Genomic DNA, 22288 nt, shown 5'->3' with positions numbered 1-22288 from the left:
ATTTCGAGCCTTGGATATCATCTTGACCGATCTCAACCAACCTGAGCCGGGCGTGCTTGTCGGCCGATCCGTTCATCGCAAGGAAGATGTGCGCTTCGTCAGCGGTGCGGGCCATTATGTTGACGATCATGTCGTGCCCGGTGCCGCGCATGCCCGCTTCCTGCGCTCGCCCTATGCCCATGCCCGAATACGCGCCATAGACACGAGCGAAGCGCGTGCTTTCCCGGGCGTCATTGCCGTGTTCACCGGGCAGGATATGACAACGGCCGGTATCGGGTCGTTGCCCTGCGGTTGGCTGCTCAAGGACAGATCGGGCCGCCCGATGGCCGAGCCGCCGCATTATGCCCTTGCGGTCGACAAGGTTCGCCATGTGGGAGAGCCGCTGGCGGTGGTCATTGCCGAGACCGCCATGGCGGCGCAGGATGCGCTCGATGCCATCCACGTGGACTATGACGTGCTGGATGCAGTGGCCGATGCTGCTCAAGCAGTGCAGCCGGACGCCCCCCGGGTCTGGGACAATCTTGCGGATAATCTCTGCTGCGATTGGGAGATTGGCGATGCGGATGCCGTAGCAAGCGCCATGGAGCGTGCGCACCATGTCACCCGCATGGCGCTCTCCAACAATCGCCTTGCGCCGGTGCCGATGGAGCCGCGGGCAGCAATTGCGCAATTCGATCGCGGCAGCGGGTTTCTCACCCTGCATACGACCAGTCAGAACCCGCATACGGTGCGCAGCATCATCAGCAATGTCCTTGGGATGAGCGAGGCCGATGTCAGGGTGATTTCGCCCGATGTGGGCGGAGGCTTTGGCGGCAAGATTCCCGTTTATCCCGAAGAGGTCTGCCTGTGCTGGGCCGCATCACGGGTGGGAGGTCCCGTCAGATGGACATCCGACAGAACGGAAGCGTTTCTCACCGATGTGCATGGGCGCGATCATCAGACCATCGCCGAGCTCGCCATTGACAGCGAAGGCCGGTTCATCGGCCTGAGGGTGAAGACCTTGGCCAATGTTGGCGCTCACCTGTCGCTGGGTGGCAGCGCCATACCGACTTTTTACTACGCACCGCTGCTGTCCGGCGTTTACCGGCTGCCGGCGATCTATTGCAATGTGCAGCTGGTGTTCACGAATACCTGCCGGATCGACGCCTATCGCGGCGCGGGCCGGCCCGAGGCGACCTATGTGCTCGAGCGGCTGGTCGATCAGGCGGCGCATGAACTGGGCATCGATCGGGTGGAACTGAGGCGGCGCAATCTCATAGGCCGCGAGAGCTTTCCCTATGCCACGCCCCTGGGGCTGACCTACGATTCCGGAGATCACGAGGCGACGCTCGATCTCGCATTGAAAGCCTGCGACTGGAACGGGTTTGCGCAAAGGCGCGCGGAGGCCGCCAGCCGGGGCATGCTGCGCGGCATCGGTCTTTCCACCTATGTGGAGATCGCCGGCGGGATTCCCTCCGCTGTGGCAGGGCAGCTGGGGGCGCGGGGCGGCCGGTCGGAAGTGGCACAGGTGCGGGTCAATCCGGGTGGATCGGTCACCGTGTTCAGCGGGGTGCATAGTCATGGCCAGGCCCATGAGACGACCTTCGCTCAGATTGTCTCCGAGCGGTTGGGCGTTCCTTTCGAAGCGGTCCGTGTGGTTCAGGGGGATACGGATCGTATTCCGTTCGGCCGCGGAACCGCGGCCTCCCGCTCGCTGGTCATCGGCGGCTCGGCCATCCTGAAGGCCCTGGACAAAATCGAGCTGAAGGCGCGCAAGATCGCAGCCCATATGATGGAAGCTTCGGTGGAGGATGTGCGCTTTGCAGATGGTGCCTTCAGGATCGTCGGAACAAACCGCTCAGTGACATTCAAGGAGGTCGCGGCCGCCGCATATCATCTGCGCGATTATCCGCAAGAATTGGAGCCGGGGCTGGATGAAACCGGTGCCTATGACCCCGAGAACTGGACATTTCCCGGGGGCTGCCATGTCTGTGAGGTGGAGATCGATCCCGAGACGGGCAAGCTGACGATCATCCAGATCGTCGCCGTCGATGATATCGGCCACATCATCAATCCCATGGTGGTTGAAGGCCAGATCCACGGCGGGCTTGCGCAGGGCTTCGGGCAGGCGGTCACGGAGCAATGTGTTTTCGACGATGCCGGGCAATTGCTGACGGCATCGTTGCAGGATTACGCCCTGCCGCGCGCGGATGACCTGCCCAGCTTCACGGTCATGACTCATGCCACCCCGTGTGAGCACAACCCCCTCAAGGCAAAGGGCTGTGCCGAGGTCGGCACGGTCGGGCTGCCGCCGGCCATTGTGAATGCGGCGCTGGATGCCCTGCGCCCCATCGGTGTGTCCGCGATCGAGATGCCGCTCTCGCCGATGAGGATCTGGGCCGCGATCGCCAGCGCACGAGAGATCACCCGATAGCGGCCGGGAAGCCGGATCAGGACAGGGTCGCGAGCAGCCCCGCCATTAGCCGCGTACGCAGAGCGAGGCTTGGGATCTCGATATATTCTTCCAATGTGTGATAGCCGGCGCCGCGAAGGCCGAGGCCGTCCAAGGTCGCAATGCCCAGCGCTCCGGTGAAGTTGCCATCCGAACCGCCGCCGGCGCTGCCCTGCGAAAGAGCAAGGCCCAGGCTCTCGGCAATGCTCCGTGCCTTGTCGTAGAGCGCCATCGTGCCAGCGTCCGGCTCCCATACCGGGCGAACCACGCCGAGTTCCACCTCGAGGCGCGCATTGCCATCACTGTGGTTCAGAGCCAGCATCCGCGTGATGCCGCTGTCGAGATCGGCTTGCCGCTTGGCCATGCTGAGCACTTCCGCGGCGCAGGTCGTGGGCACGCAGTTCACCCATTGGCCGCCATGGATCACACCCACACTGAAGGTGCACTGATCCGTGGTCATGCTCTCGATCACTGAAACATGGTCCGCCATCAGCCGGATGGCGGAACGCCCCTCCTTCAGTGTCGCGCCGGCATGGCTCGGGCGGCCATAGGCTCTGAGGTTGAACCGGGCAATCGCATAGCGACCGGTGGTGACGCCGCCGTCCTTCATGGCCGGCTCCGGCACCAGAATGAATCGGAACTGCCGGGCGGTCTTTTCGATGAGACTGCGGGTGCTGGGGCTGCCGACCTCTTCGTCCGAGGTGAACAGGACGGAGACCGGCAATGGTGTTTCTATCGCCTGCGCCTGGAGGGCGGCAATGGCCTCGAGGCTGATCCGGCAGCCACCCTTCATATCGAGAATGCCGGGCCCGTAGCAGCGCTCGCCCTCGATGCGGAATGGCAGCTTTTCGAGAGTGCCCACGGGATGGACCGTATCGAGATGACCCATGATCAGGATACCGGGTTCCTGGCCTCTCCGACTGTGTGGCAAGTGGGCCAAGACACAATCGCCGAAGCCGCCGGACCCGGATATGCGTTCGATCGAGCAGCCGAGCTCGCGCAGGTCGGCCGAAGCCAAATCCATCATCGCATTGACGCGCACGGCATCGAAGGTGGGGCTCTCGCACTCGATCCACGGCCTTAGCCGCTCGAGCATGGCCACGGGGTCGCAGGCGAGTGAGGAGACGTCCATGTGAGGGCTTCCTTTGCTGTACAGCGATGGCCGCCGATGATCGGCGCGATTGCTGTCAATCTTTGGTCTGACGGCTGGCAGGCTTCGGCCGAGGATCGAACGCGCTCATCCCGGTCACGGTGGCGATAATGTCAAGGCTTGCGGCCATGGATTGATCAATGAAGGCTTGATGGAACGCCATCTCCATATCCTCGACCATGCCAGCGGCGGTGCGAATGTGCTCGAGCATGAGCATAGAGGCTCGCTTGGCATCGCGCGCCTCCAAGGCCTCGATGATTTCCACATGCGCATGGACCACGTGATGAGCGAAGGCATGCTGCTCGCCCTGGACCACCGCTTTCGGCGTCACCATGGAATAGAGGATGTGATTGGTGAAGATGCAGAAGAATCGCAGGAGGGCATTGGGAACCCGGTTGGCTATGATGTGGTGAAACTGCAGCTCCGCCGCCCGGTGCGCCGCCGGATTGGCGCGTCCTTCCATCCCGTCGCAGCAGACCTCAATCGTCTGGCGCATGGCGGTGAAATCCGCTTCGGTCAGATGGTCGATGGCGGCGCGGACCATCACAGGCTCCAGCACCAGCCGGGTTTGATAGATCGCTTCGGCGTCGAGATCCTTGAAGTAGAAATAGGGGGTCAGCAGCTGCATGGCCCGGTCTTCAGGCACGCGGGTCAAGCGCGCGCCGCCATTGGGACCGGTGACCACCTCGACCAAGCCCTGCACCTCGAGCGATTTCAGCGCCTCGCGCACTGTGCCCCGGCTGCCGCCGAACATCTCCATGAGCTCCTTTTCCTGCGGCAGGCGGTCTCCCGGTGACTTGCCGGTCAGGAGCACCCAGCGCAAAAGCTCTTCGGCAATCAGGTCCGATCGCTTGGCGCGGGTCCGTTGTCGGGCGTATCGCCCGATGGCCGGCGTGTTATCTGCCCTTATTTCGCTCATCTCATCGCGCGCCCTTCGGAGGGCAGGTGCCTCAATCTTCCCCATTTGCCTACACGAAACGCACCATGGTCGCCATCCTATTTATTATAATGAATAGCCTTGACAGACGGCCGCCGGGCGGCATCATTCCAGCCAGGCGAATAAGGTCAAGAGTGCTTGGGGGATCGGGCGCATTGTTTTGCAGCCCAGTCTCGAACAAGCCAGCTTCGCAGGTGGTGAGGATGCCAACCGTTACCGCGAGCAGCAATATATGAAGACCAGCCATTCTCGCGCAGGTCTGGCCGTGAATCTGTCAGGCGTATCAAAGTCGTTTGGCAGAGCTGTCGTGCTCGATAAATGCAGCCTTACCGTGGAGGCAGGCCGCTTTGTGACGCTGCTTGGCGCATCCGGCAGCGGCAAGACCACGTTGCTCAGGATCATCGCCGGATTTCTCACGCCCGAAAAAGGCGATGTGCAATTCGACGGCCAGTCGGTGGTGGCGCTGCCGCCGCACAAGCGGAATATCGGCATGGTGTTCCAGAGCTATGCCCTGTTTCCTCACATGACGGTCTTCGACAATGTCGCCTATCCCTTGCGGATGCGCGGGACGAAAGAGGATTTGCGCAAACGCGTCGGCGACGTCCTGGAGATGGTGCAGCTTGGCGCGTTCGCCGGGCGCATGCCGGCGGCTTTGTCCGGTGGGCAACGCCAGCGCGTCGCCATGGCACGCGCCCTGGTCGCTAAGCCACCGCTGGTGCTGCTCGATGAGCCCCTGAGCGCTTTGGACAAGGAGCTGCGCGAGCAGCTGCAGGTCGAGATCAAGGCCATTCACCGGCAAGCGGGCACCACGTTCATCAATGTCACCCATGACCAGGGGGAAGCCATGGGCATGTCGGACCTGGTGGCGGTGATGGACAAGGGTCAGATCCAGCAGGCCGACCGGCCTCAGGATCTCTGGAACCGGCCAGCGAATGCCTTCGTGGCGCGATTTCTCGGCGGCTCCAATCTGATCCGGGCGCATGCCAATGGCGGAACCTACGAGCTGCCGGACGGCAACGGTTTGCGCGCGGCCAGTGGCGAAAGAGCAGGAACCGTCGAGCTTGCATTCCGCCCCGAAGCGGTACGCATCTCGCTGCAAGACCCGCAGGGAGACAGCGTCAACTGCCTGCAGGGCCGGGTAATTGAAACGATTTTCCTTGGCGAGGCGGTCCGGGTTGTGGTGGAGGCCGTCGGCCAATCGATTTCCGCGCGCATTCCAGCGAGTGAAGCTGCGGAATTGGCGCCGGGCAGCGCGGTGCGCGTCCATTGGCCGGTCGCGGCCACGACAGCCCTTGCGGCGGAGAACCGCTAGCATGATGAGGGCAGGTGCTCAGCAAACCAGGAATGGGCCTTTGGTGCTCCTGCTGCTCACGCCGGCGATCATCATCTATGCCGCGTTTTTTCTGTGGCCAACCGTGCAGATGCTGCTGAGAAGCGCCTATGTGGATGGGGCGATTTCGCTGGGCAACTACCAGGAGCTGCTCTCGACGCCGCTTTACAGCAAGGTGATCTGGACCACCTTAAAGTTTTCGGTGATCACCACGGCGGCGTGTCTTGTCCTGGGCTATCCCTTGGCGATGCTGCTGGCGCGATCGTCGGGGCTGGCTCGCCTGCTGCTGCTCCTTGCAGTCACCACGCCATATTGGCTCGATTATATCGTGCGCACCTATTCCTGGATGGTGCTGCTCGGGCGAAACGGCATCGTCAATCAAGTGCTCGTGGCGCTCGGGCTCATCCAGGTTCCCACATCGCATCTTTCCTCGGATTTCGCGGTTCTGGTGGGAATGGTGCAGGTGATGTTGCCGCTGATGGTGCTGAGCCTCTATGCGGGGATGGTGCGCATCGATCCGGCGCTGCTCGATGCGGCGGCCGCGCACGGCGCCGGCGCCTTCTCCGCCTTCCGCACCGTGTTCCTGCCGCTCAGCATGCCCGGCATCATCGCCGGCTCGCTGCTCACCTTCGTCAATACGCTCGGCTTCTACATCACCCCGGCACTCCTTGGCGGGCCGCAGCAGACAATGATCTCGCAGTCGATCGATACGCTTGCCAGCAAGCTTCTGGATTGGCCGCTCGCCTCGGCTGCGGCAGCTCTTCTGCTGGTGATCACGGTTGGTCTTCTGGCGCTGTTCAATCGCTTCTTCGGTTTCGAACGGCTGGCGGGGGCCGACTCGTGAGCCGGGCTGAGCAAAACGCGCTCTGGATCAGCAGCGGCCTCGTGCTCATCTATCTGCTGTTTCCGGTGCTCGTGGTGGTGATGATCTCGTTCAGTGCGAGCAAATTCCTCACCTTTCCACCGCCGGGCTTTTCGCTGCAGTGGTACCGGGAGCTGTTGGGCAATGACTGGCTGCCCTCCTACTGGATCACGTTCCAAGTGGGCGGCTTGACCGCGCTTCTTTCAACGCTTGTCGGCATACCAGCCGCGTTTGCGCTTGCCCGCCATAGTTTCCGGTTCAAGGCGGCGTTCGAATCGCTGCTGATGGCGGCGCTGATCCTGCCCGCGATCATCAAGGCGATCTCGCTCTATCTGTTTTTTGTGCCGCTTGGACTGGTCAGTACGGTGACCGGGCTCGTGCTCGCACACACGGTGACCGGCATTCCCTATGTGGTGCTGAACCTGCTGGCGAGCCTCAAGAGCTATGATCCGGATCTGGAGCTTGCGGCGCGGATCCATGGCGCATCGCCCTTGCGAGCCGTCACGACGGTGACCCTGCCGGTGCTGGCGCCGTCGCTCATTGTGGGTGCTGTGTTCGCCTTCCTGCAATCGGCCCAGGAGTTGCTGGTCGCGATGTTCCTGCTGGGGACGGTTGAAAAGCCGCTCGCGGTCCGGCTGTGGGAGGGCGTGCGCATTTCGCTGCAGCCGACCATCGCGGCCGCCTCGACGACACTGGTCGTGCTGGCGCTCGCCGCCTTCGTGGTGACGGCGCTGGCTGCCCGCAGGCGGGGATCAGCCAAGGCGCAGGGATTATGAATGATAAAAGGAGGGAGACTGATGTTTGACCGGAGTGAGCAGGAAAGGGCCGCATTGCTGCTGCGGCAAGTGCTGGATGAAACGCGAGGGCTCAGCCGCCGCCAGTTCCTCGGCGCGCTGGGCAAGGCGGCAGCAGGATCGGCCCTGCTTGCCAGCTTCCACGGCATGCTCGTGAGCAAGGCGCAAGCGGCCGATGCGGTGACCACCATGGGCTGGGGCGGTGAATGGGATCAGCGGATCGCTGAAGCCTATTACACGCCCTATACGGAGAAATCCGGGGCGGCGGTAAAGGTTATTCCCTACAGCACGCCAAAGGTGCTGGCCATGCATGAGGCCAACGCCATGGAGATCGACTTCATTCTCGGCGCTGGGCTCGATACGCCAATGTTCGTGGAAAAGGGGGTGTGTCAGAAGCTCGACTGGACGGTGGTCGACAAGTCGGCACTCACGCCCAACCAGCTGGCCTATGGAGATTATGCCATTGGCGGCAGCACGCTGTCCTATGTCATGGCTTATAACAAGAACCGCTGGCCGAATGGGGATCATCCCAAGACTTGGGCGGATTTCTGGGATGTCGAGAAGTTCCCTGGACCGCGCGCCTTCGGTCGTTATACGGCTTACCCCACCATTGAGTTCGCGCTGCTCGCCGATGGGGTGCCGATGGATCAGCTCTATCCCCTCGACGTGGACCGGGCCTTCCGCAGCCTGGATAAGATCAAGCCGCATATCGTGAGCTGGTGGGAAAGCGGCGGCCAACAGCAGCAGATGATGGAAGACCAGGAGGTCGACCTGCTCTATGTCTGGAACGGCCGCGGCACCGTGACCATTCGCGACAATGGCGCACCCTTTGCCTTCGAGTGGAACCAGGCCGCCTATCAGGGCGAGGTCGAGGCGTGGCTTGCCATGAAAGGCGGACCGAACCCAACCGGCGCCATGCAGATCATGAACTGGCTTGGCCGCCCCGAACCGCAAGCGGCCTTTGCGCGACTCATGTATTACGGCCCGACCAACCTCAAGGCATATGACCTGCTGGACAAGGAGCTGGCTGAGATTCTGCCATCCTATCCGGCCAATCTGGAGAAGCAGTTCCACATCGACTGGGGCTGGTGGGCGAAGAACTACGAGGCAACTCAGAAGCGCTTCGAGGAGTGGCTGCAGGCGTAACTCGTTCCTGACCTGCCGTCCGAGAAGCCGGGCTCCGCGCGAGGGGGCGCGGAGCCCCAATCCTGCAATGATTGGGATTTCCCATGGCACAGACCAGCGATTATAACGGCCTTGCGCCGGGCGCCTTCGAGGCGTTGTCCGACACCGCGACAGAACTGGCTTTCGACCGTTCCGAATATCTCGACCGTATCCGTCGGGTGCGGGCGCTCATGGCGGAAGCCAAGATCGATCTGCTCTATGTGACGACGCCGGAGCATATCACCTGGCTGCACGGCTATTACGCCAGCTGGTACAAGGCCAATGCGCCGATGCGGTACCCGCAGCTCTATGGCACCGTGATTCATGTGGACCACGACGAGTTCTTTCATTTCGACAACCCGACGGAACTGCCCGTCCTGGCGAAGTGCTCGATCTCGGCCGACAACCGTTTCTTCAAGTCGCGCGAGGCCTCAGTCAATCTGCCCTTCATCATGAGCGAGCTGAAGGCCAAGGGCTGGCTCAATGGCACCGTCGGCATGGAGTATTGGAGCTATGTGCCCAACCGGGCGATCTCGACCATGCTCGAAGGCGCGTTCCTCGCGGAAGGTGCGCGGGTGGTCGATGCCAGCACCATTCTGCGTCGCGCGCGGCGGGTGAAGTCGCCCGCGGAGATCGCAACGATGGAGAAGGCGACCCGCTTTGCCGAGATTGGCATCGAGACCATTCGGAAGGAGATCCGCCCGGGCATGACCGAACTCGAGCTGTTCGGCCTGACCACCGCGGCCATGATGAAAGCGGGCAGCGAATTTCCGGCGCTGATCCCGATCTTCAACGCAGTGCCGGTGCGGGATGGCCGCCCGGTTTCATCGGGCCATTCCATGGCCGGGCGGAAGGTCATTGAGGCGGGCGAGTTCCTCACAGCCGATCTGTGCGGCGTCTACAATCGATATCATTCAAACGTGATGCGCGGCTTCTTGTTGGGCGAGCCCAGCAAGGAGATGCTCGACAATTACAAAAAGGCGGCCGGCGTGTTCGACCTCTTCCGCAATGAGGTCAAAGCCGGCATGACGGTGCGCGAGGTGAATGCCCTCATCCGCCGCTATCTCTCCGAAGTGGGCCTTCTGGATGGTGCCGGATGGGTGCTGGGCTATGAGCTGGGTCTCAGCCTGCCGCCGGATTGGGTCGGCGATTTCTACTTCCATTATCAGGATGAAAAATATCTCGACCGGGTGTTCGAGGAGAACATGGTAACCAACCTGGAGAGCCTGTTTAACACCTGGCTGATCGATACGCTGGTCTATGAGAAGAACGGCGCGCGCATTCTGTCCAACGTGCCGCTCGAGCTGATCGTGGTCTGACGAGCCTCCCATGACCCAAGCCAGCACCGATCGCGGCAAGCCGTTGCCGCGGAGCCTCTATGCGGATACCGCCCGGCCACCGGTGGAGACACCGTCGCTCGATGGGGACTGCAGCACCGATGTGGCCATAGTGGGCGGCGGCTATACCGGGCTTTCAACTGCCCTGCATCTGGCGGAAAGGGGCATCCGCGCGGTGGTGCTGGAGCGGCATGAGCCTGGCTGGGGCGCTTCGGGGCGAAATGGCGGGCAGGTCAATCCCGGTCTTTATCCGACGCCGGCCACGGTCGTTGCTGATTTCGGCGAGGATCTTGGCCGGCGCATGCTGCACTATGCGGCGGATGCACCCAACAGGGTGTTCGAGCTGGTGGCCCGGCACGGGATCGATTGCGAGGCATCGCAGACCGGCACGTTGCGTATGGCCATAAACGGCGCCGGTATCGCGCGGGCGCAGACCTATTTCCAGGAATGGCGCAAACTGGTTGGTGCTGCCGAATGGCTCGATCGGGGCGCTGCCGCAAGTGCATCGGGCACTGATCGCTATCCTGGCGGACTCTTCTTCGCGCAAGGCGGCAAGGTCAATCCACTGGGCTATGCCCGGGGGCTGGCCGAGACTGCGATGAAAGCGGGTGCCAGGATACATGGAGCCTCACCCGCATTGGCGGTGGAAAGGGCTGGCCCGCGCTGGGCCGTCCGGACGCCCTCAGGCGCCGTACTTGCGGAGCGGCTGGTGTTGGCGACCAATGGCTATACGGACGGGCTATGGCCCAAACTCGCGCAGAGCATCGTGCCGGTCTATACGACGATTGTTGCCACCGCGCCTCTGCCGCAAGGCATCGCCTCGAAAATCCTGCCTGGCGGGTCGGTTCTCTATGAGACCGGCAATACAACCATTTACTACCGGCTTGACCGCGGGGGGCGCCTGATCATCGGCGGGCGCAGCCCAATGCGCGATGTCACCGGATTCGGGGATGCCCAGCACCTCATCGCGTATGCGGAGCGCCTTTGGCCGGAGCTTAATGGCATGAGCTGGACGCATGTGTGGAATGGGCAGGTGGCGATCACTCCCGATCACCACATCCATATGCACGAGCCGGCACCGAATGTGCATATCGCGCTCGGTTATAATGGCCGTGGGATCGCCATGGCCACGGCCATGGGCGCGCTGCTCGCCCAGCGGATTGCCGGCGCCGGGCCCGAAGAGCTGCCGATGCCGGTGACCGACATCAAGGCCATTCCGCTGCACGGGCTATGGAAGCCTGCCACCTCTTTGCGGCTCGCCTATGGCCGCATTCGCGACCGGCTCGGCCTCTAGAGCGTTCCGCTCTTCTTTGATCGCGAAGCCGCGGTACGCGGGGCGTCGATCGCCCGATCAGCGCTTCAGTAGACCGTCGCGACGGGCTGACCAAGCGCAATCGCCCCGGCATAATGGGCCTGCGGTCCAGCCTGGAGAGGATGGTAGCGGGCACCCTGGATATCCCGGAAGCGACGCTCCAGCCCATTGCAGCGATAAAAGCCAGCGCCGCCAGCGAGCTCGAGCGAGAGCTCAACCGCACGGATGGCGTTCTCCGCCAGCACTGTGCGGCCGATCATCACCTCATTGACGCTATCGGCTGACGGCGCATTTCGTGCGGCGATCTCCAACATCCAGCGATGAGCTATTTGCGCTGTTCTGAGCGCGGTCTCCATGCGTCCGGCAAGCTCGAGCCCGTAGGGGCTCACCGGCTTGCGCCTTGCCAGATCAAGGGCGATATCGCGCGCGCTTTCCGCAACGCCCAGATAGGCAGAATAGATAAGCGGAAAGGCCAGGGTGGCGATGATCTGGAAGACCGGGTGCCACTCTCCCGCCTTGCGTGAAAACGCGACACTGCTGTCCGGGATGAACAAGTCCTCGATGACCACGTCATGAGAGCCGGTTCCGCGCATGCCCAGGGTTCGCCAGGTCTGGATGATCTTTACCTCGGGCCTGTTCATGGGGGCTGCGAAGTGGATGACGGAGCGGGACCCATCCTGTTCGGTGACAACCGCACCGGTCATCAGCAGATCGCCAGCCTCAGCTCCTGATGTGAAGACCTTGCGCGCCGTGATGCGATATCCGCCATCGACCTTGACGGCGGTGCCGGAACCGCCAACCCAGTCGGAGCCGCCGCTTGAGAGCAGGATCAGGCGCTCGCTCGCGACACGCTTGAGCAATGGTTCAACGGCGGTGGCGTTCTGATGGCGCCAGCGCCAGGCGGGGATCGCCACCTGATGGGTGTGCATGGAGAAGGCGAGGGCAGTCGAGCCGCAGGCGCGGCCGAGAACTCTGACCATTTCGGCGAGATCGGCTATGTCCGCGCCACCGCCGCCAAGCTCACGCGGAACGCCGGCTTCGACGAGACCAGCATCTCTGAGAATGGCGTAGTTCTCCGCAACGAAGCTATCCGTCTCATCAAAGCGGTTGGCTCTCTCGGCAAAGATAGGTGAGAGTTCGCGCGCCGTTGCTGCTGGATCTGCGGTTGCGATCACCGAGATGCTGTCCGAATGTGCAACTGTGCTGGTCATGTCCGTTTCCTCCGTGGACCAACTTTACCGGAGGATTGCGCCGCTTTTAGGTGTCGTCCAGTTCACGAACTGTAGTGCGTCCGGCCACAGTATCGCTTTGAAAACCGCGCATTTGCGCTATGATCCCCGAGGGGCGCCGGAGGTGACCGCCGTGGACGTTCGTGGAAGCTATGGCCAGTTTTGCCCGGTTGCAATGGCCTCGGAGATCCTGTGCTCGCGGTGGACCACGCTCATCATCCGTGAGCTGCTCTGCGGGGCCACACGATTCAATGATCTGCGCCGGGGTGTGCCGCGGATGTCGCCAGCGCTTCTCTCCAAGCGGCTGAAGGAGCTGGAGCGGGTCGGGGTCATCCGGACAGTCCGCAATCCGAATGGAATCAACGAATATCACCTGTCAGAGGCGGGGGAAGATCTGCGGCCCATCATTCTGGGTATCGGCTTCTGGGGACAGAGATGGGTGGAATCCCGCCTGTCGCTCAAGAATCTCGATCCCTCGCTCCTCATGTGGGACATGCGCCGCAACCTCAATCCGCAGCCATTGCCGCCGAAACGGTGCACGATACAGTTTCAGTACCCAGAGCTGCCACCATCCCGTCAGAATTGGTGGCTGGTGATCGATGCCGGGCAGGTTGATCTGTGTGGTTTCGATCCCGGTTTCGAAGTGGATTTGCTCGTTACCGGGTCACTGCGCAGCATGACCGCGATCTGGATGGGGCTCACCGTCGTACGTCAGGAAGTCGAGGCGGGGCGGCTCTCCCTCGATGGTGACCCGCGCATTGCGCGGGCGATCCAGCAATGGCTCGGCCTCAGCCCGTTCGCGGCTGAACCGCGCCGGGTGCAGTAGGGCCGCACCTCTGGCTCACGCGGGCGCTGAACCGGCCGGCGCCGGTGAACGCCGGAAGCGGGAGGAGAGGCCGATCACCAGGACATAGAACAGCGGGACGAAAAAGATGCCGAGCACGGTCGCGCTGATCATGCCGCCCATGACACCGATGCCGATCGAGTTCTGGGCGCCGGAAGCAGCACCCGTGGCGATCGCGAGCGGTGTCACGCCGAGAATGAAGGCGAGCGATGTCATGATGATCGGTCGCAGCCGTAATCGGGCTGCTTCCAAGGTCGCCTCGATCAGGCTTTTGCCACCGGCCTGCAGGTCCTTGGCGAATTCAACGATCAGAATGGCGTTCTTCGCCGCCAGGCCTATGGTGGTGAGCAAGCCCACCTTGAAGTAGACGTCGTTGGTCTGACCGAACCACCAAGCGGCAAGCAGCGCACCGAAGATGCCGACAGGCACGGCCAAGATGACCGAGAAGGGAATCGACCAGCTCTCGTAAAGGGCCGCCAAACAGAGGAATACAACGATGATGGAGATCGCATAAAGCGCGGGCGCCTGATTTCCGGAAAGCCGCTCTTGGTAGGAGAGGCCCGACCAGGCCACGCCAAAGCCGTTCTGGAGCCCGCTCACCAATTGCTCCATGAGGTCCATCGCCGTTCCCGAACTCACGCCAGCGGCGGCCGAGCCCTGGATATTCACGGCGGCAACCCCGTTGAAGCGGTCGAGCTTTGCTGGTCCGTATGTCCACTCCGTGTCGGTGAAGGCGGAGAAGGGGACCATCTCGCCAAGGGAATTGCGCGCATACCATAGACCAATATCTTCGGGTTGCATGCGGAAGGGAGCATCCGCCTGGACGTAGACCGGCTTGATCTCACTGCGATCGATGAAGTCATTGACATATGATCCCGCCCAGGCGGTCGTGAGGATGGCGTTGACTTCCGCGAGCGAGAGGCCCAAGGCGCCTGCTCGTTCCTGGTCTACATTGATGCGGAATTGCGGCTGGTCGTCCTGTGCGTTCTGCCGGACGGCGGAAAGGCGCGGATCCTGATTGGCCTGCAGGAGCAACCTGTCGCGCGCGGCGTTGAGGGCATCGCGCCCGGCGCCCGAGCGGTCCTGCAGATACATGTCGAAACCACTGGATGTGCCAAGGCCGGGCATAGCGGGCGGCGCGAGCGCAAAGACTTGGGCGTCACGAATGGCCGAGAAGCGCTGCATGGCGCGCCTGGCCACCGCATCCGCATAGAGCCTGGGGGCGGTTCGTTGCTCAAACGGTTTCAGGCGGACGAATGCAAGTGCCGCATTCTGGCCGCTGCCACTGAAACCAAAGCCCTTGGCGGCGAAGACACTCTCCACCGCGGCCTTTTCCTCGTTCAGGAAATAGTCGCGGACCTGATCGATGACGGCCTGGGTCCGCTGCGCCGTCGCGCCCGCGGGGAGCTGGATCTGGGTCATCAACACGCCTTGGTCTTCCTGGGGGATGAAGGCGCTGGGCAGGTCGCGAAACAGAAAGACGGCGCCGCCGGCCAGCAAGGCGTAGATGAGCAGCACCCGCAGCGGCCGCTTGACGATGCCGCCTATGGAGGCCTGATACCCATTCGTCATGCGTTCAAAGCCACGGTTGAACCAGGCGAACGGGCCGCGGCGCCGCGTTCCGGTGTGGGGCTTCAGCATGGTTGCGCAGAGCGCGGGGGTGAGGACGAGAGCCACGATCACCGACAAGATCATGGCGGTGACAATGGTGATCGAGAACTGACGGTAGATGATGCCGACCGAGCCGCCGAAAAATGCCATGGGTACGAAGACAGCGGAAAGCACGAGGCCGATGCCGATCAGCGCCCCGGTAATCTCGCGCATGGATTTCTCGGTGGCTTCCCGCGGGCTCAATCCCTCCTCGGCCATCACGCGCTCGACATTCTCGACGACAACGATGGCATCATCCACCAGGAGGCCGATTGCCAGCACCATGGCGAACATGGTCAGCGTGTTGATGGAGTAGCCGGCCAAGGCGAGCACGGCGAAGGTTCCGAGCAGGACGACCGGAACCGTGATCATCGGGATGAATGTGGCCCGCAGATTTTGCAGGAACAGGAACATCACCAGGAAAACCAGGATGATGGCCTCGAACAGTGTCCGCTCGACCTCCTCGATCGAAAGCTCGACGAAGGGCGTCGTGTCATAGGCATAGACCACTTCCACATTGCTGGGCAGGGAGCCTTTCAGGGTCTCCATGGCCGCCCGAACCCGCTCGGCGGTGTCGATTGCGTTCGCCCCCGCCGCCAGGTTCACACCGAAGCCCGCGGCCGGCCTTCCGTTATATTCAGAGCTGGTCTGATAGGATTCCGCCCCGACCTCGACGCGGGCCACATCCCCTAAGCGGACGACCGCACCAGCCGTGTCAGTTTTCAGGATGATGTTGCGGAACTGGTCGGGGGTCTGCAGCTGGCTCTGGGCGGTGACCGTCGCATTGAGCTGCTGGCCACCGATCGCCGGCAAGGCCCCGAGCTGTCCGGCGGAAACCTGCGTGTTCTGCGCTCTGACGGCCAATGTCACGTCGGCCGGGGTGAGCTGGAAACGCTGGAGCTTTTCGGGATCGAGCCAGATGCGCATGGCATAGCCCGAACCAAAGACGTTCAAGTCGCCGACGCCCTCGAGGCGCCGGATCACGTCCTCGATACTGCTCGAAATGAAATCGCCGAGATCATTCGAGCTCATGCTACCATCGGTCGAGGTGAGGGTCACCACCATCAGGATGCTGCTGGTGGATTTGGTGACCGTTACGCCTTGGTCGCGAACCGCTTGCGGCAGCAAGGATTCAACAAGCTGAAGCCTGTTCTGCACCTGAACCTGGGCGATGTCCGGATCGGCCTGATTGTTGAACACCAGACTGATCGATGAGGAGCCGTTGGAGGCGCTTGAGGCTGACATGTAGTCGAGATTGTCGAGCCCCGTCATGTTCTGCTCGATGACGCGGGTGACGGAGTTCTCGACGGCTTGAGCGCTTGCTCCGGGATAGGTCGCGCTGACCCGGATCGTGGGTGGCGCGATTTCTGGATATTGCGAGATCGGCAGCGTCGTTATCGCCAGAGCGCCGGCCAGCATGATGGCGATGGCGATCACCCATGCGAAGACCGGACGTTGGATGAAGAAGTGCGACATCCCGGACCCTCACTGCGAGGAGGCTGCTGCAGCGGCTGGCCTGACCAGCCCTTGCTCATCCACCTCCATGGCGACCGGCTTGACCGGTTGGCCACTGCGCACCCTTTGCAGGCCATCGACGATCAGGCGGTCGCCATCCTTGATCCCGTCCAGAACCAGCCAGGCATTGGTGTAGGATTGTTCGGTCTCCAGCACCCGCATCTCGGCCTTGCCGTCGGGGGTGACGAATATGGCGATGGCCTCACCCTTCGCATTCCGACTGACCGCCCGTTGCGGCACGAGAAAACCCTCTCTCTGCACATTGACCTCGACGGTCGCGCGCACATACATGCCGGGCAGAAGCAGACGGGCGGGATTATCGATGACGGCACGGATGGTCACGGTCCCGGTGGTTTCGCTGACGCTTCCCTCCGCCGCCTCGACGGTGCCGACCTGGGCATATTCCTCGCCGTCCTCGAGTGTCAGATGGATCTTGGCGGTGGGGCGCTTGCTCGGATCGGGCCTCTGTTCGAGCATCCGGCGCACCTGTAAAAGCCTCGCGCTCGATTCGGTCATGTCCACATACATCGGGTCGATTTGCCTGATGGTGGTCAGGGCCGTAGACTGGTTCGCCGTCACGAGAGCGCCCTCCGTCACCTGCGATCTGCCAATCAGTCCGGAAATCGGCGCCGTCACCTTGGTGTTCGAAAGATCGATCTGGGCGCTTTGCAACGCCGCCTTCGCCCCGGCGAGATCCGCCTCAGCCTGAAGCAGGGTCGCGCGGGCCTCGTCCAGAGCCTGCTGGGAGGTGACGTTGCGCTGCCTCAGTTCCTCGGCGCGCTTGAAATCCGCCTGCGCCCGCGCCAATGCCGCCTCAGTCTTCTCGACATTGGCCTGGGCTGAGTCGACCGCCGCGCGATAGGGTCGGTCATCGATCTCGTAAAGAACGCTGCCGGCTTCGATCTGGCGGCCTTCATCGAAGAGGCGCTTCTGGATGATCCCGTTCACTTGCGGCCTGATTTCGCTCACCGCCGAAGCGACGGTGCGCCCCGGCACTGTTGCCGTGAACGGCACCTGCTGCGGGTGCAGCGTAATCACCCCGACCTCGGCAGGCCTGGCAGCGGCTTGGGACTGCGCCTGCTGGCTGCTGGACGCATCATCTCCTTCGGAGCAGGCAGGAAGAGCTGCAGCGGCAAGAACGATAAATAGCAGAGCGGCCCGATTCATCAAATTGCCTCGCTAGACCAGCAAATGAAACCAGGCCGAGCGCGCCTCTGCCAGTCCACAAGTTTCAATCGTTCACGCCGGGCAATGTTCCGAGATTACGGAAAGGCTCGGCGGTGACCAAACGGGTAAGAGACTAACAGGCGATTCGGCCAGGGTCTGATGGACGCAAAGTGGACTGAACTTGTGATCGGCTGCGACCCGGTTTGCGCGGTTGAGGGAACCTCCGGCGCGATGTGCCATTACCCCTCAATTCTGTGCAGGAATGGAGCCAAGCCATGGGCAGAGTGGTCGTCGGAACCTTCCCGACACGCGAACAGGCCGAGCAGGTTGTCGAACACCTCGTGCAACAGCACGGGGTGGACCCGAAGGCTGTATCGGTGACGGCGGCAGAGGATGCCAATACAGCCGGCGATGCTTTCGACATCGTCGAGGCCGAAAAAGGCGGGCCTGATCCCCAGAAGAAGAACGCGACGGCGCTCAGGGGCTCGATCCGGATCGCGGCCGATGTCGCCCAGGATGATCTCGCCGGGATCGTCGAACAAACGTTCCGGAGCTATGGCGCGGCCGAGATCCGCAGCCAATAGGCGGGGAGGCTTGGCCTGGGCACAGGCGCGTTCCGCAGGCCTTATCTCTGCTCACTGAGAAGCGTGCGTGCGATCACCAGCTTTTGCACCTCGCTGGCGCCCTCATAGATGCGGGTCGCGCGGACCTCGCGATAAAGCTGTTCGACCAGGCTTCCGCGGGTGACCCCAAGTCCGCCAAAGATTTGCACGGCGCTGTCGATCACCCGGCTTGCCGCTTCGGTGGCGACGAGCTTCGCCATCGAGGCTTCCTGCGTGCAGCGGCCGCCGATCATGTCCTTTGCCCAGGCGGCGCGATAGACCATCAGGGCTGCAGTATCGAGATCAACCTTCATATCGGCGAGCCTTGCTTGGACGCCGGCCAGCTGGGCCATGGGGCTGCCGAAGAGCTGCCTTTGGGTGACGCGGCTCATGGTCTCGTCGAAGGCGCGTCGTGCCATGCCCAGGGCGGCAGCACCGACCGAGGTTCTGAAAATGTCGAAGGTCGCCATGGCCACCTTGAAACCCTGACCGGGCTCGCCGATCAGGTTCTCCATAGGGATTCGGCAGTTCTCGAAGGTGAGGCCGGACAGCGGGTGGGCGGCCATCATTTCCATGGGAGCACCGGCTGCGAGGCCCGGGGTTCCGGTATCGACGATGAAGGCGGACAGGCCGCGAGCGCCGGGTGCCTCGCCGGTGCGGGCCAGCACGATATAGTGATCGGCAAAATTGCCGTTCGAGATAAATGCCTTAGCGCCGTTCAGGATGTAGCCGCTGCCGGAGCGTTCCGCACGGGTTGTGATATTGGCGACGTCTGAGCCCGAATCCGGCTCAGTCACCGCGAGCGCGGCGATGGCCTCGCCGCGCCTGGCACGATCGAGATAGCGCTCCTGCTGAGCCGGGGTGCCATGCAGCCAGATGGCCGCGGTGCCCAGGCCCTGCATGGCGAGCACCGAATCCGCCATGGCGCTTTCATAGGCGATCGCCTCGCGGGCGACACATAATGCACGTACGTCAAGGTGCCAGCCGCCATTCGCATCTCGTTGCGGTACAACCGTCTCGAGAATGCCTGCCTTGCCAAGTGAGAGGGCAATGTCACGACAAACGTCGGCAAGGGCTTCGGCGCTTGGTTCCTCGTGGTTCTGAACGCGCCAAGCTGCAACCTCGCGCGCGAGATCTGCATGCCCTGAGTCGAAAAATGGCAGGTTCCACAAGGTCCAGCCGCTCACCTGATCGCTCTCCTCGAAATCTCCCGTCGCCGCTGCTCTTTGCGCAGACTGGCCCCGACTTTTCGGGATGCTATCTCATAAGGAAATGATATTCTACTCTAAGAATTAGGCTGCATTGGCAGTCGGTACGGATTAAGCGGTAGTGCCGAGCAGGGATCAGGCACTCGGCCGAGCTTGGAGGGACAGCGGTGAAGGACATCCTCATCATCGACGCATTGCGCACCCCGATGGGGCGTTTCAGGGGAGCATTGAGCACCGTGCGCGGCGATCATCTCGGGGCGACCGTGCTGCAGGGGTTGCTCGCGCGAAACGGGCTCAAGCCCGACGTCGTCGAGGATGTGGTGTTCGGCTGCGTCACCCAGATCGGCGAGCAGAGCGCGAATGTGGCGCGCACGGCCCTGCTCAGTGCCGGCTGGCCGGAGGCGATTCCTGGCATGACGGTGGATCGGAAGTGCGGCTCGTCCGAAGCGGCCGTCCATGTTGCCGCCAGCGAGATCGCGGCCGGGATTCATGACGTGGTGATCGCGGGCGGGGTCGAATCCATGAGCCGGGTACCCATGGGCAGCAATCGCCAGATTCATGGCGAGGCATTCGGCTGGAAGGTGCTCGAGCGGTTCGAGATGACCTCGCAGGGAGAGGCGGCCGAGCGCCTTGCAGATATCTGGAAATTCAGCCGTGAAGATCTGGACGCCTATGCCATGGAAAGCCACCGGCGTGCTGCCGAGGCGGCGGATGCCGGGGCGTTCCAGGACCAGATCGTTCCTGTGGATGTTCCCGCCTGGCAGGAGAAAGATGCCGAAGGAACGGCCGGATATGTGGCCGATGACGAGACCATTCGTCGGGGCACCACGCTCGAGAAGCTCGCAACGCTGAAGACGAGCTTTCGGCCGGACGGGCGGGTGACGGCCGGCAATGCCTCGCAAATCTCGGATGGTGCCGCGGCTCTTCTGATCATGTCGCGCGAGGCGGCCGACCGTCACATGGTGAAGGCTCGTGCGCGCGTGGTCGCGATGACGACGGTGGGGTCGGATCCGACGCTGATGCTGACGGGTCCGCTCGCGGCCACCCGGAAAGTGCTGGATAAAGCAGGGCTGACCCTCTCCGACATCGATCTTTTCGAGGTCAATGAGGCTTTTGCGCCGGTGCCGCTGATGTGGATGGAGGAATTCGGCGTCAGCCACGACCGGCTCAATGTGAATGGCGGCGCGATCGCGCTCGGTCATCCGCTCGGCGCGAGCGGCGCGCGCTTGATGACGACAATGCTCAACGAACTCGAACGGCGCGGTGGGCGCTATGGGTTGCAGACCATGTGCTGCGCTGGTGGCCTCGGCACGGCCACCATCATCGAGCGGGTGAACTGAGCAAGCTACGGCTTAGCGCGCCATCTCACTGGGTGGCGAAATATTTCAAACGCGCCGCGAGCTCCTGCAGGTCAGCCACGACCGCCGCGGCGCGCTCACTGTCGTACTGGCCGGTGAACATGGTCGCGGTCGCGGTCATCACCGCGATGCCATCATCATTCAGGACGGGAACGGCAATCGACACGGTGCCGGTTGCGAAATTGCCCTCGTCGGTCGCCCAGCCGCTTTTGGCTGCCTCGCGGGCCTGCGCCATGAATTGCTCGAAGGAAAGCGGGCGGTCCCAGCGAATCTCCTCAAACCGTTTGCGCAATTCGGCACGGGAGAGCTTGGAGAAGGCGGCGATCACCCGACCGGTCGCACCGATCAGCAGGGGCAGGCGCTGGCCCATCGCCATCTGGATGCGCATGGCACTGCGGGAATGGGCACTCAGGATCAGCACCTTGCGATTTGCGGATATTGGCTGCCACAGGGTCACTGTGACCCCGTGATCATGGGCAATGCGCTCCATGAGCGGGCGTATGGTGTTGATGTCGCCTCGGAGCGCGGTCGCACCGTGGGCGAGGTCCATCACGCCCCAACTGATCACATAGGTCTTGCCGACGGGATCGAACGAGACGAAATCTTCGGCTGCCAGTGTTCTGAGAATGTTGAAGCAAGTGGAGGGGTTGAGCTTCAGGTCCCTGGCGATCCGACTGACCCCCGCCGGCTCCGGTGCCGTGCTCAGATAGCGCAGGATCCTGATTGCGCTGGCAACCGCCGGAACCACCTTGCCGCTGGCGGGCGTGCCAGAGGTCCGTTCCGCCCGGGAAGGCGGTGCGCCTTCGGCGCGTCTGCGTTCGGTGGCGGCCTCGCTCATCGCAATCCCGGCTGACGTTAAGCCCGACAGAGCACAGGATAGCACAAGGGGCCGCTTGTCCGGAATGACATTCTCTTATGAGAATGAACATTCTGGCGGAGAATGCACAAATGCCGGAGGGCACTTGCATGCGTTGTGGACGTTCATGAAAATCCTTGGTTGGTAACGATCCCTTTGGCGATGAGCTGGCCGGCGGGCGTGGTGACCGCCACATCGGTCACGGTTTGCACGCGCCCACGACGTACTACGGAGGCTTCAGCAAAGAGGTCGGTGCTGCGCGCTGCCGCGAGGAAGTGCACGGTCATATTGGTGGTCGCCCCGCCCTTGAGGGTTGGATGGGCGCCGGCCACGAACGCCGAAGCGGCTGCGATATCGATGAGGGTCGCGATCGTGCCGCCATGGATCACATCAGCAAAACTGATCGTCGCCGGCTTGAACGGCATGGCCAGTACGACGCCATTGTCCAAGATGCGGTCGAGCCTGATGCCCAGGGAACGGGCCACGGCTGAGCCCAGCGTTACCTCATGGAGCAGATGATGCAGCCTGGGATCCAGCGTCAT

18 protein-coding genes are annotated in these 22288 nt (G+C 62.6%); 10 read left to right on the top strand and 8 right to left on the bottom strand.

The features are described from left to right. Window positions 1-22: 22 nt before the first annotated feature. Window positions 23-2413 (top strand): xanthine dehydrogenase family protein molybdopterin-binding subunit, encoded by a 2391-nt coding sequence (locus tag RCF49_RS11225; RefSeq protein WP_342639970.1) that lies wholly within the window; start codon window positions 23-25, stop codon window positions 2411-2413. A gap of 16 nt (window positions 2414-2429) precedes the next feature. Here the strand turns inward: RCF49_RS11225 and RCF49_RS11220 are convergent, their stop codons facing one another. Continuing rightward, entirely contained in the window at window positions 2430-3563 is a 1134-nt protein-coding gene (locus RCF49_RS11220) for a M20/M25/M40 family metallo-hydrolase (protein ID WP_342644103.1), read from the bottom strand. Between the two features lie 55 nt (window positions 3564-3618). Continuing rightward, on the bottom strand, window positions 3619-4500 hold the full coding sequence (locus RCF49_RS11215; protein ID WP_342644102.1) for a FadR/GntR family transcriptional regulator: 882 nt from the start codon (window positions 4498-4500) through the stop codon (window positions 3619-3621). Window positions 4501-4825: 325 nt separating this feature from the next. On the opposite strand from RCF49_RS11215, the gene RCF49_RS11210 reads away from it, so the two are divergent. The 6 genes from RCF49_RS11210 to RCF49_RS11185 all read left to right on the top strand — a co-directional run bounded on the left by RCF49_RS11210 (window position 4826) and on the right by RCF49_RS11185 (window position 11299). Further along, window positions 4826-5830 carry an ABC transporter ATP-binding protein gene (locus RCF49_RS11210; protein ID WP_342644101.1) on the top strand — a complete coding sequence of 335 codons (1005 nt, stop codon included), beginning with the start codon at window positions 4826-4828 and terminating at the stop codon, window positions 5828-5830. A 1-nt stretch (window position 5831) separates the two neighbouring features. Further along, window positions 5832-6692, top strand: a complete 861-nt coding sequence (locus RCF49_RS11205) for an ABC transporter permease (RefSeq protein ID WP_342644100.1) — start codon at window positions 5832-5834, stop codon at window positions 6690-6692. Next, a complete protein-coding gene (locus RCF49_RS11200; RefSeq protein ID WP_342644099.1) occupies window positions 6689-7486 on the top strand; it encodes an ABC transporter permease in 798 nt (265 codons plus the stop codon). The genes RCF49_RS11205 and RCF49_RS11200 overlap by 4 nt, the downstream gene beginning before the upstream one ends. A gap of 21 nt (window positions 7487-7507) precedes the next feature. Further along, a complete protein-coding gene (locus RCF49_RS11195; protein WP_342644098.1) occupies window positions 7508-8650 on the top strand; it encodes an extracellular solute-binding protein in 1143 nt (380 codons plus the stop codon). Between the two features lie 83 nt (window positions 8651-8733). Continuing rightward, entirely contained in the window at window positions 8734-9987 is a 1254-nt protein-coding gene (locus tag RCF49_RS11190; RefSeq protein ID WP_342644097.1) for a M24 family metallopeptidase, read from the top strand. A gap of 10 nt (window positions 9988-9997) precedes the next feature. Further along, window positions 9998-11299 (top strand): NAD(P)/FAD-dependent oxidoreductase, encoded by a 1302-nt coding sequence (locus RCF49_RS11185; protein WP_342644096.1) that lies wholly within the window; start codon window positions 9998-10000, stop codon window positions 11297-11299. Between the two features lie 65 nt (window positions 11300-11364). Here the strand turns inward: RCF49_RS11185 and RCF49_RS11180 are convergent, their stop codons facing one another. Continuing rightward, a complete protein-coding gene (locus RCF49_RS11180) occupies window positions 11365-12528 on the bottom strand; it encodes an acyl-CoA dehydrogenase family protein (RefSeq protein WP_342644095.1) in 1164 nt (387 codons plus the stop codon). A gap of 193 nt (window positions 12529-12721) precedes the next feature. Here RCF49_RS11180 and RCF49_RS11175 point away from each other — a divergent pair, with 193 nt between their 5' ends. Further along, on the top strand, window positions 12722-13372 hold the full coding sequence (locus RCF49_RS11175; RefSeq protein ID WP_342644184.1) for a winged helix-turn-helix transcriptional regulator: 651 nt from the start codon (window positions 12722-12724) through the stop codon (window positions 13370-13372). Window positions 13373-13387: 15 nt separating this feature from the next. Here the strand turns inward: RCF49_RS11175 and RCF49_RS11170 are convergent, their stop codons facing one another. Both RCF49_RS11170 and RCF49_RS11165 read right to left on the bottom strand, forming a co-directional pair. Next, the gene (locus tag RCF49_RS11170) at window positions 13388-16516 is read right to left on the bottom strand and encodes an efflux RND transporter permease subunit (RefSeq protein WP_342644094.1); all 3129 of its coding nucleotides are present in this window, start codon (window positions 16514-16516) and stop codon (window positions 13388-13390) included. Window positions 16517-16525: 9 nt separating this feature from the next. Continuing rightward, the gene (locus tag RCF49_RS11165; RefSeq protein ID WP_342644093.1) at window positions 16526-17722 is read right to left on the bottom strand and encodes an efflux RND transporter periplasmic adaptor subunit; all 1197 of its coding nucleotides are present in this window, start codon (window positions 17720-17722) and stop codon (window positions 16526-16528) included. Between the two features lie 275 nt (window positions 17723-17997). On the opposite strand from RCF49_RS11165, the gene RCF49_RS11160 reads away from it, so the two are divergent. Further along, entirely contained in the window at window positions 17998-18306 is a 309-nt protein-coding gene (locus tag RCF49_RS11160; protein WP_342644092.1) for a hypothetical protein, read from the top strand. 41 nt (window positions 18307-18347) lie between these two features. Here RCF49_RS11160 and RCF49_RS11155 read toward each other — a convergent pair whose 3' ends face one another. After that, the gene (locus RCF49_RS11155; protein ID WP_342644091.1) at window positions 18348-19511 is read right to left on the bottom strand and encodes an acyl-CoA dehydrogenase family protein; all 1164 of its coding nucleotides are present in this window, start codon (window positions 19509-19511) and stop codon (window positions 18348-18350) included. 188 nt (window positions 19512-19699) lie between these two features. On the opposite strand from RCF49_RS11155, the gene RCF49_RS11150 reads away from it, so the two are divergent. Then, entirely contained in the window at window positions 19700-20872 is a 1173-nt protein-coding gene (locus RCF49_RS11150; protein WP_342644090.1) for a thiolase family protein, read from the top strand. 25 nt (window positions 20873-20897) lie between these two features. Here the strand turns inward: RCF49_RS11150 and RCF49_RS11145 are convergent, their stop codons facing one another. Then, the gene (locus tag RCF49_RS11145; protein ID WP_342644089.1) at window positions 20898-21728 is read right to left on the bottom strand and encodes an IclR family transcriptional regulator; all 831 of its coding nucleotides are present in this window, start codon (window positions 21726-21728) and stop codon (window positions 20898-20900) included. 143 nt (window positions 21729-21871) lie between these two features. Then, the gene (locus RCF49_RS11140; protein WP_342644088.1) at window positions 21872-22288 is read right to left on the bottom strand and encodes a PaaI family thioesterase; all 417 of its coding nucleotides are present in this window, start codon (window positions 22286-22288) and stop codon (window positions 21872-21874) included.

The organism is Rhodoligotrophos sp. CJ14, assembly GCF_038811545.1.
Taxonomy (GTDB): domain Bacteria; phylum Pseudomonadota; class Alphaproteobacteria; order Rhizobiales; family Im1; genus Rhodoligotrophos; species Rhodoligotrophos ferricapiens.
Note: the sequence above shows the minus strand (reverse complement) of the source record. Positions and strands in the feature narration are given on the sequence as shown.